The 14,720-nt window shown below is 32.0% G+C and carries 13 protein-coding genes; 7 read left to right on the top strand and 6 right to left on the bottom strand.

The genetic code is table 11. The annotated features are described in order from the left end of the window. Window positions 1–100: 100 nt before the first annotated feature. The 5 genes from Q0C58_RS12100 to Q0C58_RS12080 all read left to right on the top strand — a co-directional run bounded on the left by Q0C58_RS12100 (window position 101) and on the right by Q0C58_RS12080 (window position 5,196). Window positions 101–1,015: a mechanosensitive ion channel domain-containing protein gene (locus Q0C58_RS12100; RefSeq protein WP_290701988.1), complete on the top strand. Its 915-nt coding sequence runs from the start codon at window positions 101–103 to the stop codon at window positions 1,013–1,015. Window positions 1,016–1,064: 49 nt separating this feature from the next. Continuing rightward, window positions 1,065–2,228, top strand: coding sequence for a sigma-54 dependent transcriptional regulator (locus Q0C58_RS12095; RefSeq protein WP_290701984.1), 1,164 nt, complete (start codon window positions 1,065–1,067; stop codon window positions 2,226–2,228). Window positions 2,229–2,240: 12 nt separating this feature from the next. Then, the gene (locus Q0C58_RS12090; RefSeq protein WP_290701981.1) at window positions 2,241–3,119 is read left to right on the top strand and encodes a PPK2 family polyphosphate kinase; all 879 of its coding nucleotides are present in this window, start codon (window positions 2,241–2,243) and stop codon (window positions 3,117–3,119) included. 92 nt (window positions 3,120–3,211) lie between these two features. Next, entirely contained in the window at window positions 3,212–4,609 is a 1,398-nt protein-coding gene (locus Q0C58_RS12085; RefSeq protein ID WP_290701990.1) for a M20/M25/M40 family metallo-hydrolase, read from the top strand. An 11-nt stretch (window positions 4,610–4,620) separates the two neighbouring features. Then, entirely contained in the window at window positions 4,621–5,196 is a 576-nt protein-coding gene (locus Q0C58_RS12080) for a hypothetical protein (RefSeq protein ID WP_290701978.1), read from the top strand. A 58-nt stretch (window positions 5,197–5,254) separates the two neighbouring features. Here the strand turns inward: Q0C58_RS12080 and lysA are convergent, their stop codons facing one another. Next, window positions 5,255–6,481, bottom strand: coding sequence for a diaminopimelate decarboxylase (lysA, locus tag Q0C58_RS12075; protein WP_290701976.1), 1,227 nt, complete (start codon window positions 6,479–6,481; stop codon window positions 5,255–5,257). A 234-nt stretch (window positions 6,482–6,715) separates the two neighbouring features. Here lysA and sucC point away from each other — a divergent pair, with 234 nt between their 5' ends. Beyond that, window positions 6,716–7,906, top strand: coding sequence for an ADP-forming succinate--CoA ligase subunit beta (gene sucC / locus Q0C58_RS12070; protein ID WP_290701973.1), 1,191 nt, complete (start codon window positions 6,716–6,718; stop codon window positions 7,904–7,906). Window positions 7,907–7,994: 88 nt separating this feature from the next. Here sucC and Q0C58_RS12065 read toward each other — a convergent pair whose 3' ends face one another. Next, the gene (locus Q0C58_RS12065) at window positions 7,995–8,303 is read right to left on the bottom strand and encodes a DUF1456 family protein (protein WP_290701970.1); all 309 of its coding nucleotides are present in this window, start codon (window positions 8,301–8,303) and stop codon (window positions 7,995–7,997) included. Between the two features lie 184 nt (window positions 8,304–8,487). Between Q0C58_RS12065 and Q0C58_RS12060 the strand changes: the two genes are divergently transcribed. Then, complete coding sequence (locus tag Q0C58_RS12060) at window positions 8,488–8,889, top strand: TerB family tellurite resistance protein (protein WP_290701968.1); 402 nt, start codon at window positions 8,488–8,490, stop codon at window positions 8,887–8,889. A 137-nt stretch (window positions 8,890–9,026) separates the two neighbouring features. On the opposite strand, the gene uvrB is transcribed toward Q0C58_RS12060, so the two are convergent. From uvrB to Q0C58_RS12040, 4 genes are all read right to left on the bottom strand, one after another. Next, complete coding sequence (uvrB, locus tag Q0C58_RS12055; RefSeq protein WP_290701965.1) at window positions 9,027–11,030, bottom strand: excinuclease ABC subunit UvrB; 2,004 nt, start codon at window positions 11,028–11,030, stop codon at window positions 9,027–9,029. Window positions 11,031–11,205: 175 nt separating this feature from the next. Beyond that, window positions 11,206–11,490 carry a hypothetical protein gene (locus Q0C58_RS12050; protein WP_290701960.1) on the bottom strand — a complete coding sequence of 95 codons (285 nt, stop codon included), beginning with the start codon at window positions 11,488–11,490 and terminating at the stop codon, window positions 11,206–11,208. Window positions 11,491–11,586: 96 nt separating this feature from the next. Next, on the bottom strand, window positions 11,587–12,357 hold the full coding sequence (locus Q0C58_RS12045) for a hypothetical protein (RefSeq protein ID WP_290701957.1): 771 nt from the start codon (window positions 12,355–12,357) through the stop codon (window positions 11,587–11,589). Between the two features lie 742 nt (window positions 12,358–13,099). Further along, on the bottom strand, window positions 13,100–14,720 hold a 1,621-nt coding region (locus tag Q0C58_RS12040), incomplete at its 5' end, for a T9SS type B sorting domain-containing protein (RefSeq protein WP_290701954.1).

Genomic DNA, 14,720 nt, shown 5'->3' with positions numbered 1-14,720 from the left:
TTACCATTTGGTTGGCTTCAAAAATTTATAGAGTTGGTATTTTAATGTATGGTAAAAAACCAACATACAGAGAGCTTTTAAAATGGATTAAATACTAAAGATGCAGGAAAAAGTTAAAATAGAAGACTCTGTAGAAGTAGTTGGTAAAGTTATTACTAATAGTGGTGTTTGGGGAAAATTTATAGATTTCTTAGACCATTCTTTATTTTTAATACCTCATGGAAAAGAAGAACCAAGTGAAGTTACAGTAGGCTATGTAATTTTAATTATAACTGTAATTATAGCAACGACGTTTGTTTTAAGATGGATTAAAAAGCTTGTTACTAGAAAAATGCCTCGTGAGGATAAAGCAAAGTTTAACTCTGTTTTTTCTTTTGCTAGGTGGATTATCTATATTATTGTTTTTTTAGTTGCTATAAGTTCTTTAGGGATAAATGTAACAGCAATTTTTGCAGCATCTACAGCGCTGCTTATTGGTATTGGTTTAGCATTGCAAACCTTGTTTCAAGATATTATTTCTGGTGTTTTTATACTGGTTGATCAATCGGTTCATGTTGGAGATATTATAGAGATTGAAGGAAAAGTTGGTCGTGTAGAAGAGATAAAATTACGAACAACTAGAGCGGTTACGATAGACAATAAAGTATTGGTTATACCAAATCATTTGTATTTAACTAACAGCTTGTTTAATTGGACGCAAAATGGCTCTTCTACAAGAGAATCTGTAGATGTTGGTGTTGCTTATGGTAGTGATGTGCAATTAGTTAAAAGTTTATTAATACAAGCTGCTAAATCTTCAAAATTAGTGTTCACACAACCTCCGCCAAGCGTAGTATTTACAGATTTTGGAGAAAGTGCTTTAAGCTTTAAGGTTACTTTTACTATAGAAGATAGTTTTAACGCTAGAATACCAAAAAGTGAAGTACGCTTTGCTATTTATAAACTATTTAAGGAAAATAATATTAACATTCCGTTTCCGCAGCGAGATATTCATATCATATCAAAAGAAGAATAAAATACTTATCTTACAGAATACTAAAAACAGGAATTAAATTTAAAAGATAATGTCAAAAATACTAGTAATAGAAGACGAAGCAGCGATTAGAAGAGTTTTAGTTAAAATACTATCTGAAGAAAATGATAAATACGAAGTCGATCAAGCTGAAGATGGTTTGGCAGGCATCGAAAAAATAAAAAAAGAAGATTTCGATTTAGTACTTTGTGATATTAAAATGCCAAAAATGGATGGTGTGGAAGTATTGGAAGCAGTTAAAAAAATAAAACCAGAAATACCAATGGTCATGATTTCTGGTCATGGAGATTTAGACACTGCAGTAAATACTATGCGTTTAGGCGCTTTCGACTATATTTCTAAGCCACCAGATTTAAACCGTTTACTAAATACAGTCCGTAATGCGCTAGACAGAAAAGAGCTGGTTGTAGAGAATAAAATACTAAAAAGAAAGGTTAGTAAAAAGTACGAAATGATAGGAGATAGCGATGCTATTTCTCAAATTAAAGACATTATCGATAAAGTAGCACCTACAGATGCTCGCGTTTTAATTACTGGTCCAAATGGAACAGGAAAAGAACTAGTTGCGCATTGGTTACACGAAAAAAGTACAAGAGCAAAAGGACCAATGATAGAGGTTAACTGTGCCGCAATACCAAGCGAGTTAATAGAAAGCGAATTGTTTGGACACGTAAAAGGAGCATTTACAAGCGCAGCAAAAGACAGAGCAGGAAAGTTTGAAGCAGCAAATGGTGGAACAATTTTTCTAGACGAAATTGGTGACATGAGTTTATCTGCGCAAGCAAAAGTACTGCGTGCTTTGCAAGAAAGTCGCATTCAACGTGTTGGTAGTGATAAAGACATTAAAGTAGATGTTCGTATTGTAGCAGCAACAAACAAAAACTTAAAACAAGAAATAGCAAATGGTAAATTTAGAGAAGATTTGTACCACAGACTCGCAGTTATTCTTATAAAAGTACCCGCGTTAAATGACAGAAGAGAAGATATTCCGTTATTAATAAAACACTTTGCAAAGAAAATTTCTGGAGCCCAAGGCACAGCAGAAAAGAGTTTTTCGGCGAAAGCCATAAAATTGTTGCAAGAGTACGATTGGACAGGTAATATTAGAGAATTAAGAAACGTAATAGAGCGCTTAATAATTCTTGGAGGAGTAGAAGTAAGTGAGCAGGATGTAAAATTATTTGCTAGTAAATAATAGTATTTTATTATGAAAGAAATAAAAATAGAAGACCATAAAATAATATCTAAAATCGAGTTGCCTAAGTTACCAACATTACTTGATTTAGAAGAAACAGATGACGAAGTTAAAAAAGAATTAAAAAAGATACGTAAGAAGTTAGGGAAGCTTCAAGACACGCTTTATGCACATGGTAAATATTCTGTTTTAGTATGTTTACAAGGTATGGATACTTCTGGCAAAGACAGTTTAATTCGTGAAGTTTTTAAAGATTTTAACGCTAGAGGTGTTGAGGTGATGAGTTTTAAAGTACCAACAACATTAGAGCTTAAGCACGATTATTTATGGCGACATTATTTAGCCTTACCTGCAAGAGGTAAGTTTGGTGTTCACAATCGTACACATTACGAAAATGTTCTAGTTACACGGGTACATCCTGGTTATATTTTAGGAGAAAACTTACCAGGCGTTAATAGTGTAGACGATGTAAACGAAGCCTTTTGGAACAAACGTTTTAATGAAATAAACAATTTCGAAAAACATCTTGCCAAAAACGGAACACTAATCTTTAAGTTTTTTATGAACCTGTCTAAAAACGAACAAAAAAGAAGATTACTACGTCGTTTAGATTTAAAAGAAAAGAATTGGAAATTCTCAGCAGGCGATTTAAAAGAGCGTAAACTTTGGGAAAATTACATGGACTGTTACCAAGACGCTATCAATAGAACAAGTAAAGAACATGCACCTTGGTTTAATATTCCAGCAGACAATAAGCCAGCAGCAAGATTAGCAGTTGCTACTATTTTACATAAAACACTCAAGCAATATAAAGATATCGATGAGCCAGAACTAGACGCAAAAACGAAAGCTAATTTACATTTGTATAAAGAACAATTAAATAACGAGTAATACATTATTTGGCGTTACCTAAAGGTCGCGCTTTCACTACTCGCTCTCTTCAAGGAGCTCAAACAGACCGTTCAATCGCTAACGCACTTATCATGAAATTAAAATTATTAATTGCAGTCTTTTTCTTATCAGCAAATGCATTTGCCCAAAACGATAAAGAAACAGTAAAAACTATATACAGCAAATCGTTAACTAATGGTAAAGCTTACCAATGGTTAGATTATTTATCAAACCAAATTGGAGGTAGATTATCTGGTTCTACAAATGCAGAAAAAGCCGTACAATACACAAAAAGCGAACTAGAAAAATTAGGTTTAGATAAAGTATGGCTTCAAGAAGTTATGGTCCCAAAATGGGAACGTGGCGAAAAAGAAGTTGGCCATTTTAAAGCTAATGGCAATAAATTAGACGTTAATATCTGTGCACTTGGAGGATCTGTAGCAACTTTAAATTCTGGACTAAAAGCCAATGTAATAGAAGTTAAAAGCTTCGAAGAATTAGCAGCATTAGGCACAAAAGTAAAAGGGAAAATAGTCTTTTTTAATGGTGCTTTAAATCCAGAATTAATACACACGTTCGAGGCTTATGGTGGATGCTCAAAACAACGTTATGCAGGTGCTTTCGAAGCTGGTAAACTTGGAGCAGTTGGAGTCATTGTTCGTTCTTTAAATTTACGTCAGGACAATTTGCCACACACTGGAAGCATGAGTTATTTAGATTTGCCTAATAGCCAACGCATACCATCTGCAGCCATAAGTACTAATGATGCTAACAAGCTTTCTCAAGCATTAAAAACAGATTCAAACTTAGAGTTCTATTTCAAGCAAACCTGCGAGCAATTTGAAGATGTATTATCTTATAATGTTATTGGAGAAATAACTGGTAGCGAATATCCAAACGAATATATGGTAGTTGGTGGTCATTTAGATTCTTGGGATTTAGGAGACGGTTCTCATGACGATGGCGCAGGAGTGGTACAATCCATGGATGTAATTAGATTATTAAAAGAAAGCGGAATAAAACCTAAAAGAACCATTCGTGTTGTTCTTTTTATGAATGAAGAAAACGGTTTAAGAGGTGGAAAAAAATATGCAGAAGAAGCAAAGCGTAAAAACGAGAATCATGTTTTTGCTCTAGAAAGTGATTCTGGAGGCTTTTCGCCAAGAGGTTTTAGTTTTGATTGTAGCGATGCTAATTTAGATAAAGTATTAAGTTGGGAACCATTATTTAAACCTTATTTAATTCACTATTTCGAGAAAGGATACAGTGGAGCAGATATTGGACCTTTAAAAAACGACAACATTGTATTAGCAGGATTGCGTCCAGATTCTCAACGTTATTTCGATCATCATCATGCAGCAAACGATACGTTTGATGCTGTAAATAAAAGAGAGTTAGAACTTGGTGCAGCAACCATGACAAGTTTAATATATTTGTTCGATAAATACGGAACAGTCACTATTAGTGATGTAAAAGAAATTAAGAATTAAAATTATATAAAATGAAAAACACAATACTAACGCTAGCATTTTTAATTACAACACTACTTTCAGCTCAAGAAATGAAAACAGAACGTCCTCCATACTACGAACTTCCTGAAACTGCAAAAGAATACACTGCAGGAACAGTAGCAGCAAGACAAGTAGATGCTTTAGGTTTTAGATTTCATTGGGCAAGTGAAGGTTTACTAGAAAAGGATTTAGCATATAAGCCAAACGACTCTGTGAGAACTTCATTTGAAACTATTAAACACATCTACGATCTATCTTTAATAGTCCTCAATTCAACGCTAAAAAAGCCAAATGTAAGAGGAGATAAAGAAGAACTATCTTATACAGAACTAAGAGCTAAAACGCTAGAGAATTTAAAACAAGCAGCAGATATTTTAAGAGCTAGCGAAGATATTTCTCAATATAAACTCTTATTTGGTACTAACGAAATACCATATTGGAATAATATAAATGGACCAATTAGCGACTGTATATGGCATTGTGGGCAATTGGCTTCGTTTAGACGTGTTACAGGAAATCCTATAAACCCAAATGTGAATCATTTTAATGGCACAGTAAAAGATTAATATAATTCTTGACTAAATATATAAAGAGCACTTCTACTAAAAGTGCTCTTTAATTTTTTTATGCTTTTACCTTTTTTGGTTCTAATTCTATTTGAATTTGATTATTCATAATATCATCAAACGTTTCACGCTTTCTAACTAAATGCGCTTCTCCATTATGCCAAAGTACTTCAGCAGGACGATAGCGAGAATTGTAGTTGCTAGCCATAGAATAACAATAAGCTCCAGCATTTTTAAAGGTTAAAATATCACCTTCATTAATTTCAGAAATTCGCCTATTATTTGCAAACGTATCTGTTTCACATATGTAACCAACTACACTATAAAAACGCTCACGACCTTTAGCGTTAGAGATGTTTGCAATCTCATGCTGAGAACCATAAAGCATTGGTCTAATTAAATGATTAAACCCAGAATCTATTTGTGCAAAAACGGTAGAAGTTGTTTGTTTTACAACATTAACTTTTGCTAAAAACTGTCCAGCTTCACTCACTAAAAACTTTCCTGGCTCAAATGCTAAGGTCAATTCTTTGCCGTAGTTTTTACAAAATTCATTAAATCTAGCTGATAGTTTTTCGCCAAACTCTTCAATGTTCGTTTCTATATCTCCAAGTTTATAAGGTACTTTAAAACCAGAACCAAAATCTATAAATTCTAAATTTTTAAAGTTTTTAGCAGTTTCAAAAAGTATTTCACTAGCATAAAGAAAAACATCGATGTCTAAAATATCGCTTCCAGTATGCATGTGAATGCCGTTAATATTCATATTAGTATTTTCTACAATACGCAAAATATGAGGAATTTGGTGTATTGAAATACCAAACTTACTATCTATATGTCCAACAGAAATATTAGTGTTTCCTCCAGCCATAACATGTGGATTTATACGAATACAAACAGGAACGTTTGGGTTTTTAGTACCAAATTGCTCTAATATAGACAGATTATCTATGTTTATTTGGCAACCTAGAATAGCCGCTTTTTCTATTTCTTCTAAAGAAACACCATTTGGTGTAAAAATAATTTGCTCAGCTTTAAATCCTGCTGCCAAGCCTAGTTGTACCTCTTGAATGGAAACAGTATCTAATCCTGCTCCAAAAGATTTCATTAACTTTAAAATAGAAATATTAGACAATGCTTTTACTGCATAATTTATTTTCACCTTTTTAACATTACTAAAAGCAGATGTTAAACGTTTGTATTGCTGAGAAATAATTTCAGAATTATATACATAAACAGGACTTCCAAAGTCTTTAGCTATTTTAATTAATTGGTTATTAGTCATAAATTATTTTTTTTCAAATCTATTTTTATTAGCCGACTTTCTAAATTTTAATTCAAAATATTACATATTTAAACAATTTGTTAATTATATAACAAATTATAAAAGTGATTAATTTTGATTCATTTTTTCATAATTAAATATTAGGGTAAGTTATTGTGATTATTTACTTTTGTGATTCTAAAATTTTATAGACATTTCGCTTACGCGGAAATATAAATAAATCCATTAATAAAGATGAATTTACACGAATTTCAAGGAAAAGAATTATTAAGCAGCTTTGGCGTACGTATCCAACGTGGTATTGTTGCTCAAAATGCTGACGAAGCAGTTGCTGCAGCAAAAAAATTAACTGAAGATACTGGGACAGGTTGGCACGTAATAAAAGCACAAGTTCACGCAGGTGGTCGCGGAAAAGGTGGTGGAGTTAAGCTAGCAAAAAACCTAGACGCAGTTAAAACTATTGCTGGAGATATTATAGGAATGGATTTGGTAACACCTCAAACTTCAGCAGAAGGTAAGCGTGTACACCAAGTTTTAGTATGTGAAGATGTTTATTATCCTGGAGATTCTGAGCCAGAAGAATATTATATGTCTGTTTTATTAAACAGAGCGACTGGACGTAACATGATTATGTATTCTACGGAAGGTGGAATGGATATTGAAACAGTTGCAGAAGAAACTCCTCATTTAATTTTTAACGAAGAAATTGATCCTGCAACAGGAATTTTACCATTTCAAGCACGTAAAGTAGCTTTTAATTTAGGTTTATCTGGAGCAGCTTTTAAAGACATGACAAAGTTTGTAACTTTATTATATAAAGCTTACGTAGAGTCTGATTCTGCTTTGTTTGAAATCAATCCGGTTTTAAAAACAAGTGACGATAAAATAATGGCTGTAGATGCTAAAGTAACTTTAGATGCTAGTGCATTATACAGACATAAAGATTTAGCAGCAATGCGCGATCTACGTGAAGAGAATCCAATTGAAGTTGAAGCAGGTGAGCAAGGACTTAACTATGTTGACTTAGACGGAAACGTTGGTTGTATGGTAAATGGTGCTGGTTTAGCAATGGCTACAATGGATTTAATTAAGCAAGCTGGTGGTGAGCCAGCTAACTTTTTAGATGTTGGTGGTACTGCAGATGCTGCAAGAGTAGAAATAGCATTCGAACTTATATTAAGAGATCCTGCCGTTAAAGCAATTTTAATTAACATTTTTGGTGGTATCGTTCGTTGCGATCGTGTTGCTCAAGGTGTAATAGATGCTTACAAAAATATGGGTAACATTAGCGTACCAATTATTGTACGTTTACAAGGTACTAATGCAGATATTGCTAAAAAATTAATTGATGATTCTGGACTAGATGTAATGAGTGCTACAGAATTTCAAGAAGCTGCAGATAAAGTGCAAGCTGTATTAGCATAATAAATTATAAAGACATTACCTAAAACATAGTTTATAGGTATTGATATTAATAAAAAAGGAGCAACTTAATAGTTGCTCCTTTTTGTTTTTATTTGGGTTTGTTAATGTTCTTTTTATTATCGTAAGGATTAGGTTTTACTTTCCTAGAACTATCCTTTTTTGGAGCTTCACCTTTTTTTGGCATTGGTCCACGAAGATGAATAACCAAACCATTTAAAAAATTTCTTAAAATTTGATCACCACATTCTACATAATTAGGATGGTCTTCTCTTCTAAAAAAAGCACTTAATTCTGTTTTAGCAATTCTAAAATCTACTAAAGCTAATATTGCAATAATATCAGTATCTCTTAGTTTATGTGCAACTCTTAGCTTTTTAAAAATATCGTTATTTGTCATGAGCTAATGTATTGATAATTAGTTTTTTAATTGATTATTTTGATGTTTTAATCACTAAATAAATGATGAACAGCGTTTAAGTTCGTTGTAAAACTACTCATTTTTCGACAAGCTACGTCCTTTCTACGATTATAAATTACCATTATTATGTAATTTTATAAAAAGAAAAATTAATATCCCAAGTATGCCTAACAGAGTAGAAAAACTAAGTTTATTGTCTGAAATGATAGCCTTTGCTAAAACAGACAAAGATCTCAAAAGAATAGAGTATGATTTTCTTTTAAGTATTGCAAAACAATTAGATGTTTCTAGAGAAGATTTCGATTACCTAATTGAATACCCTGTTAATTATGTAAACTTAAAATCACATAGTGAGCGTATTGTGCAATTTCACCGTTTGGTTTTATTAATGCACATCGATCAAGATCGCACAAGAGCAGAAATAGCAAAAATCCACAACTATGGTTTAAGAATGGGACTTAACCATGATTCTATTAATAGAGTGTTGTATTTAATGGAAGGCTTCCCTAATATGATGGTTCCTGCAGAAGTATTAATAGATATTTTTAAAGTACAGTATAATTAATAAAACTTATTAATTTCGTCAGTTCGAGTGATTCGACGCAGTAGAATTGTATCGAGAACATTTAGAATTTTTTCATGCTTCAAAAATAAATAGAACTGTCGCGAGTTGTTTTTTAAAAAGTGATAGTATAACTGTAATTAACTTTTTAATGCTTCTAGTTTACCTTGGTAACTTTTAATTTCATCACGTAATTGTGCAGCTATTATAAAATCTAACTGTTTTGCAGCTTGTTCCATGATTTTACGTTTTTCACGTATTTTCTTTTCTAATTCACCTTTAGTTAAATACTCACTTTCAGGTTCTGCAGCACGAGCAGCTTCTAAATCGTAACTGTATGTACTTACAGAGTTTTTACTTAATGCACTATCTAAGCTTTTATTTAAAGCTTTTGGAACAAGATTGTTATTGGTATTGTATGCTATCTGCTTTTCGCGTCTGTATTCGGTTTCATCTATCGTTTTTTGCATGCTTTTAGTTATTTTATCTGCATACATTATCGCTTTACCGTTTAAGTTTCTAGCAGCTCTACCAACAGTTTGGGTTAGTGATCTTGCTGAACGTAAAAAACCTTCTTTATCTGCATCTAAAATTGCAACTAAAGATACTTCTGGTAAGTCTAAACCTTCACGTAATAAGTTAACACCAACTAATACATCATAAATTCCTTTACGCAAATCTTGCATAATTTGTACACGCTCTAAAGTATCTACATCACTATGTATATAATTTACACGAATATTAATTCGGCTTAGGTATTTAGTCAATTCTTCAGCCATACGCTTGGTTAAGGTTGTCACTAAAGTACGTTCGTCTTTTTCTATACGAAGCTGGATTTCTTCAATTAAATCATCAATCTGGTTTAAACTTGGTCGGACTTCTATAATAGGATCTAATAATCCGGTTGGTCGTATTACTTGCTCGACGTAAACACCATCTGTTTTCTCAAGCTCATAATCTGCAGGCGTTGCAGAAACGTATATAACTTGGTTTTGCAAAGTTTCAAACTCTTCAAACTTTAAAGGTCTATTATCCATTGCAGCAGGTAATCTAAAACCATAATCTACCAAATTTACTTTTCGGCTGTAATCGCCTCCATACATAGCATGTACCTGAGAAATTGTAACGTGACTTTCATCTACTACCATTAAAAAGTCATCAGGAAAATAGTCTAATAAACAGAAAGGGCGAGTTCCGGGTTCGCGACCATCTAGATAGCGCGAGTAATTTTCAATACCAGAACAGTAGCCTAATTCTCTAATCATCTCTAAGTCAAATTCGGTACGTTCTTTTAAGCGTTTTGCTTCTAAATGCTTACCTATTTCTTTAAAATAATCATGTTGTTTGACCAAATCATCTTGTATGCTTTTAATTGCATTTTGTAAAATGTCTGGCGACGTTACAAACATATTTGCTGGATAGATAGTTAATTTGTCATATTTTTCTACAACTTCATTGGTTTGAATATTAAAGGCTTCAATCTCTTCAATTTCTTCTCCAAAAAAATGAATACGAAACGCATCATCTGCATAGCCTGGAAAAATATCTACAGTATCTCCTTTTATCCTAAAATTACCATGTTTAAAATCGGCTTCGGTACGCGAATACAGACTTTGTACTAATTGATGTAATAGTTTGGTACGTGAAATCTGTTGATTGACTTCCAAGGAAATAACATTTTTCTGAAACTCGACAGGATTACCAATACCATATAAACAAGACACAGATGCAATTACAATAACATCACGTCTACCCGATAATAGGGAAGAGGTTGTACTTAAACGCATTTTCTCAATCTCCTCGTTGATGGATAAATCTTTTTCTATATAAACTCCAGAGGTTGGGATGTAGGCTTCCGGTTGGTAATAATCGTAATAGGATACAAAATATTCTACTGCGTTATCAGGAAAAAACTGCTTAAATTCAGAATATAATTGAGCAGCTAAAGTCTTATTGTGTGCTAAAACTAATGTTGGACGTTGTGTTTCTTCTATAACGTTGGCAACTGTAAAAGTTTTACCAGAACCAGTAACACCTAATAAGGTTTGGTATTTTTCTTTACTATCCAATCCAGTAACCAATTGTTTAATAGCTTCTGGTTGGTCTCCTGTTGGACTAAATTCTGATTTTATTTTGAATTGCATGTATATTGTCATTCTGCGCTACGACGCAAAATCTATTTTAATATTTCGTAGTGGATTCCTGCTTTCGCAGGAATGACAAAAACAAAACTACGGAATAAAACGATGGTTTTATTTTAATGAAGCGTTAAAAACAGCTCTGTCATTCCTGCGAATGCAGGAATCCACTTTTGAAAACTTATTCTTTTTTACCATAGGATTTAACTAGAAATTTCCCAAAGATAAAATAGAGTACAAGTACTGTTATCGCTCCAACTAAATACCCATTTTCCATAAGTTCTTTATATTCATAATTTAAGCAGAATAGTATTATGCATAAAACAAACTGAACAACAGCATACATAATGTTTCCTTTTGGACTATAACCAAACATTCCAAGAAAATGAGTTTTGGTTAACCCAAAAATAAGGTGTGGCATTGCATTGGCTAATAATCCACCAATTATAAAGTCTATTAGATTCATTTTTTTTTATCCTAGGGAAATTAGAGTTTGATAAGCATGTAACTATTTTTAATTAAGCAAAAAAACAATTAATTATACTTTGTTGGCAGTAGTGTATTAATGTTTAAGTCCACAGTTGCAAGGTTCAATTAAATTTTCGTCATAGAAATTAATAAAATCTTTAGCACTCTCAATTGATTTTTCATAATCAAAGTCCAAAGTTTGAATAAATAGTTTTTCATAATAATTTACATCATAATTTAAATCAGATTTTGCGTGAGTTATATTGTTTCTTAATTCCAATAATTTCTTTAAGTTTTCGTATAAATGGCTTTTTTCTTTCACAAAGTTTTTACCTGAATAAATTTCTGGAAAGACAAATTTGACTTTATCTTCGAAGCTTAAATACCTAATTATTTTAAATTTATCCATTGTTTTCTTTTTCCGTTTTGGATTTGTGTATTTGTATTCCATTGGGATTTTAGAATTAACAAAAGCTTCTAACGAATCAAATAATGAAGAAGAGTAATTTACTACACATCCATAAAATCCGAACATTAAATTTAAAACATTTCCAATATTATAATCTTGTAATTCTAATTCTTTAAATAGTTTTTTGCGTTGTTCTTTAATTACCATTAAAAAACCTTGAGCATTACTGAAATAAATTACTATTGGATTAGGTTCAGGAATTTGAACTTTAGTGCCATTAAGATTGTAAAAAAAGGCTTGAATTAATTCATTATTTGTTGTTATTAAATGTGGAACCATATTTTCATTGGAATCTTCCCTTTTATTATTAGGGTTTCCCAGTGCTTTTTCCAAAGCTTTATAAGATTCTTCTTCGATATTATGTGTAAGAAGAAATTTCCTTTTAATATGTTTCATTTAATTGAGTGGTATATTTTTAACATTACTGCTAACGTTTATGTATATGGAAAGTTGCGTGTTTGTGTGCGAGGATTTTCCGAAGGAAAATCAGATGCAAGCAAACAAAGCAACTCACATTGGTTAAGCACAAAATAGCAATTTTTTATATACTTTGTTGTAACCAGTTTTTTAATTCCTTGTTATTAATTTCAACTCCGAGTTGTTTATCTTTTTTTTTGATAATTCAGAGTTTTTAATTTCATTGAGATTTAATTTTCATTTTGTTCAGTTACTTATTCTGCTATTATAGAATATGAGATGTTATTCGAATTAAAAATGCTAATACCATTGAAAAAACTATAATAATTGCAGATATTTTATAAGCGTAATTTTCTGTTTTACTTCTATGTGCTGCAATATGTAGAAAAAAAGGTAAAAATATTAGTAAAAAAGGTCCAACTAAAATTAGAATTAAACTTTCTTTTTCTCCTCGAAATAATAGATATAGAATTCCAAATAAAAGAAGTGAGATACTGAATCCAATTATTAAGTCATTATTTTTAATTTTTTTTAGTTTCCAAAATTTTACAACTTTAATAAGTGAGTCGATGAAAATGGCTAAAATCAAACCGAAATAAATTAACCCAGGAACAGCAAAATATAATGGTAGTAATTTTATTATCATTTCAGGAAAGTTCAGTTTTTAAATTGGTTACAACTCCTTATATGTAGAAGTTCAACACTAAAATACAAAACCAATTTACCTAACCAAACTAAAATGCCCTTTTAAAATAGTACCATCTTTTAATTCGATTATATACCAATAATCTGAAGTAGGCATCAATCTGCCTTTAAAAGTGCCATCCCAACGCATTGGTCCTTTTTGTTGCGTTATTAGTTTTCCATAACGATCAAAAACAGAAGTTAATTTAATCTCGTTTTTATTATCGATAACATCCCAAGTTTCATGAACGTTATCTCCATTTGGTGTAAAATATTTTGGGATAATAAACTGTTTAAGTTCAATAATAAAATCTACTGTTTTTTCTAAACAACCGTTAGTGTCTCTAACATAAAGTGTATAATTACCATCTGTTAATCCGGAAAAGGTATTGTTGTTTTGATAGTTAAATCCATCGATAGAATATTCGTAATTAATAGAAATATCAGACATTGTTACTGTTATTTCACCTTCTTCAATATCTAAATTAGCTTGTGTTAATGTAAAGTTTAAGGTTGGGTTTATTGTTATAGTAAAACTGCTTTCCGCAGAACAATTAGGTGTTGTATTTGTTTCAGAATAAATGTAAATGGTTTGCGATGAAAAAATTGTGGTTCCCGGTAATAGCATGTTTCCTGTACCATTTGGAGCTGTATAATAGTTTCCAGATGAGATATTTTGTAACATAAAAGAATCACATACTATTTCATTATCTAAGCTGATGGCAGTTGGTGTCTCATTTATAGTAATATTAAAATTACTTTCGTCTGGACAACCATTGTTATCAAGATAAATATAGATTGTTTGCGATATTGCGATAGTGTCTCCTGCATTAAACATTGTCCCATTTCCATTAGGTTGAGAGTAGTAGTCTCCATTTGTTAATGGTTGTAGCGTATAACTATCGCACTCTGTTACGTTTGATAGTGTGTCAACTACATCTGGTTGTGTTCCTGTTACATCCCAAGTACAAATTGTATTATTAAATGTTGCAGTTTCCCAACATGCTATAGTTGGTTGATTAGGTTGCGTTCCCGTTACATCCCAAACACAGGTTGTGTTATTAAAAGTTGTTGTTTCCCAACATTCTATAGTTGGTTGATTAGGTTGCGTTCCCGTTACATCCCAAACGCAAGTTGTATTATTAAATGTTGTAGTTTCCCAACATTCTATAGTTGGCTGATTAGGTTGTGTTCCTGTTACATCCCAAGTACAAATTATATTATTAAATGTTGCAGTTTCCCAACATTCTATAGTTGGTTGATCTGGTTGTGTTCCTGTTACGTCCCAAGTACAAATTGTATTATTAAATGTTGCAGTTTCCCAACATTCTATAGTTGGCTGATTAGGTTGTGTTCCTGTTACATCCCAAGTACAAATTATATTATTAAATGTTGCAGTTTCCCAACATGCTATAGTTGGTTGATCTGGTTGTGTTCCTGTTACGTCCCAAACGCAAGTTGTGTTGTTAAAAGTAGCAGTTTCCCAACATGCTATAGTTGGCTGAATCGGTTGTGTTCCAGTAACATCCCAAACGCAAGTTGTGTTGTTAAATGTTGTTGTTTCCCAACATTCTATAGTTGGTTGATTAGGTTGCGTTCCCGTTACATCCCAAACACAGGTTGTGTTATTAAAAGTTGTTGTTTCCCAACATGCTATA

The sequence above is a fragment of the Lacinutrix sp. genome (assembly GCF_023299985.1).
In the GTDB taxonomy this organism is placed as follows: domain Bacteria; phylum Bacteroidota; class Bacteroidia; order Flavobacteriales; family Flavobacteriaceae; genus Lacinutrix.
The sequence above is the reverse complement of the archived record's forward strand: the minus strand, read 5'-3'. Positions and strand labels throughout refer to the sequence as shown.

Bases quoted from the DNA above. Each gene is read 5' to 3' on its own strand.
- Q0C58_RS12100 (WP_290701988.1), top strand. From the start codon at position 101: ATGCAGGAAAAAGTTAAAATAGAAGACTCTGTAGAAGTAGTTGGTAAA.
- Q0C58_RS12095 (WP_290701984.1), top strand. From the start codon at position 1,065: ATGTCAAAAATACTAGTAATAGAAGACGAAGCAGCGATTAGAAGAGTT.
- Q0C58_RS12090 (WP_290701981.1), top strand. From the start codon at position 2,241: ATGAAAGAAATAAAAATAGAAGACCATAAAATAATATCTAAAATCGAG.
- Q0C58_RS12085 (WP_290701990.1), top strand. From the start codon at position 3,212: ATGAAATTAAAATTATTAATTGCAGTCTTTTTCTTATCAGCAAATGCA.
- Q0C58_RS12080 (WP_290701978.1), top strand. From the start codon at position 4,621: ATGAAAAACACAATACTAACGCTAGCATTTTTAATTACAACACTACTT.
- lysA (WP_290701976.1), bottom strand. From the start codon at position 6,481: ATGACTAATAACCAATTAATTAAAATAGCTAAAGACTTTGGAAGTCCT.
- sucC (WP_290701973.1), top strand. From the start codon at position 6,716: ATGAATTTACACGAATTTCAAGGAAAAGAATTATTAAGCAGCTTTGGC.
- Q0C58_RS12065 (WP_290701970.1), bottom strand. From the start codon at position 8,303: ATGACAAATAACGATATTTTTAAAAAGCTAAGAGTTGCACATAAACTA.
- Q0C58_RS12060 (WP_290701968.1), top strand. From the start codon at position 8,488: ATGCCTAACAGAGTAGAAAAACTAAGTTTATTGTCTGAAATGATAGCC.
- uvrB (WP_290701965.1), bottom strand. From the start codon at position 11,030: ATGCAATTCAAAATAAAATCAGAATTTAGTCCAACAGGAGACCAACCA.
- Q0C58_RS12050 (WP_290701960.1), bottom strand. From the start codon at position 11,490: ATGAATCTAATAGACTTTATAATTGGTGGATTATTAGCCAATGCAATG.
- Q0C58_RS12045 (WP_290701957.1), bottom strand. From the start codon at position 12,357: ATGAAACATATTAAAAGGAAATTTCTTCTTACACATAATATCGAAGAA.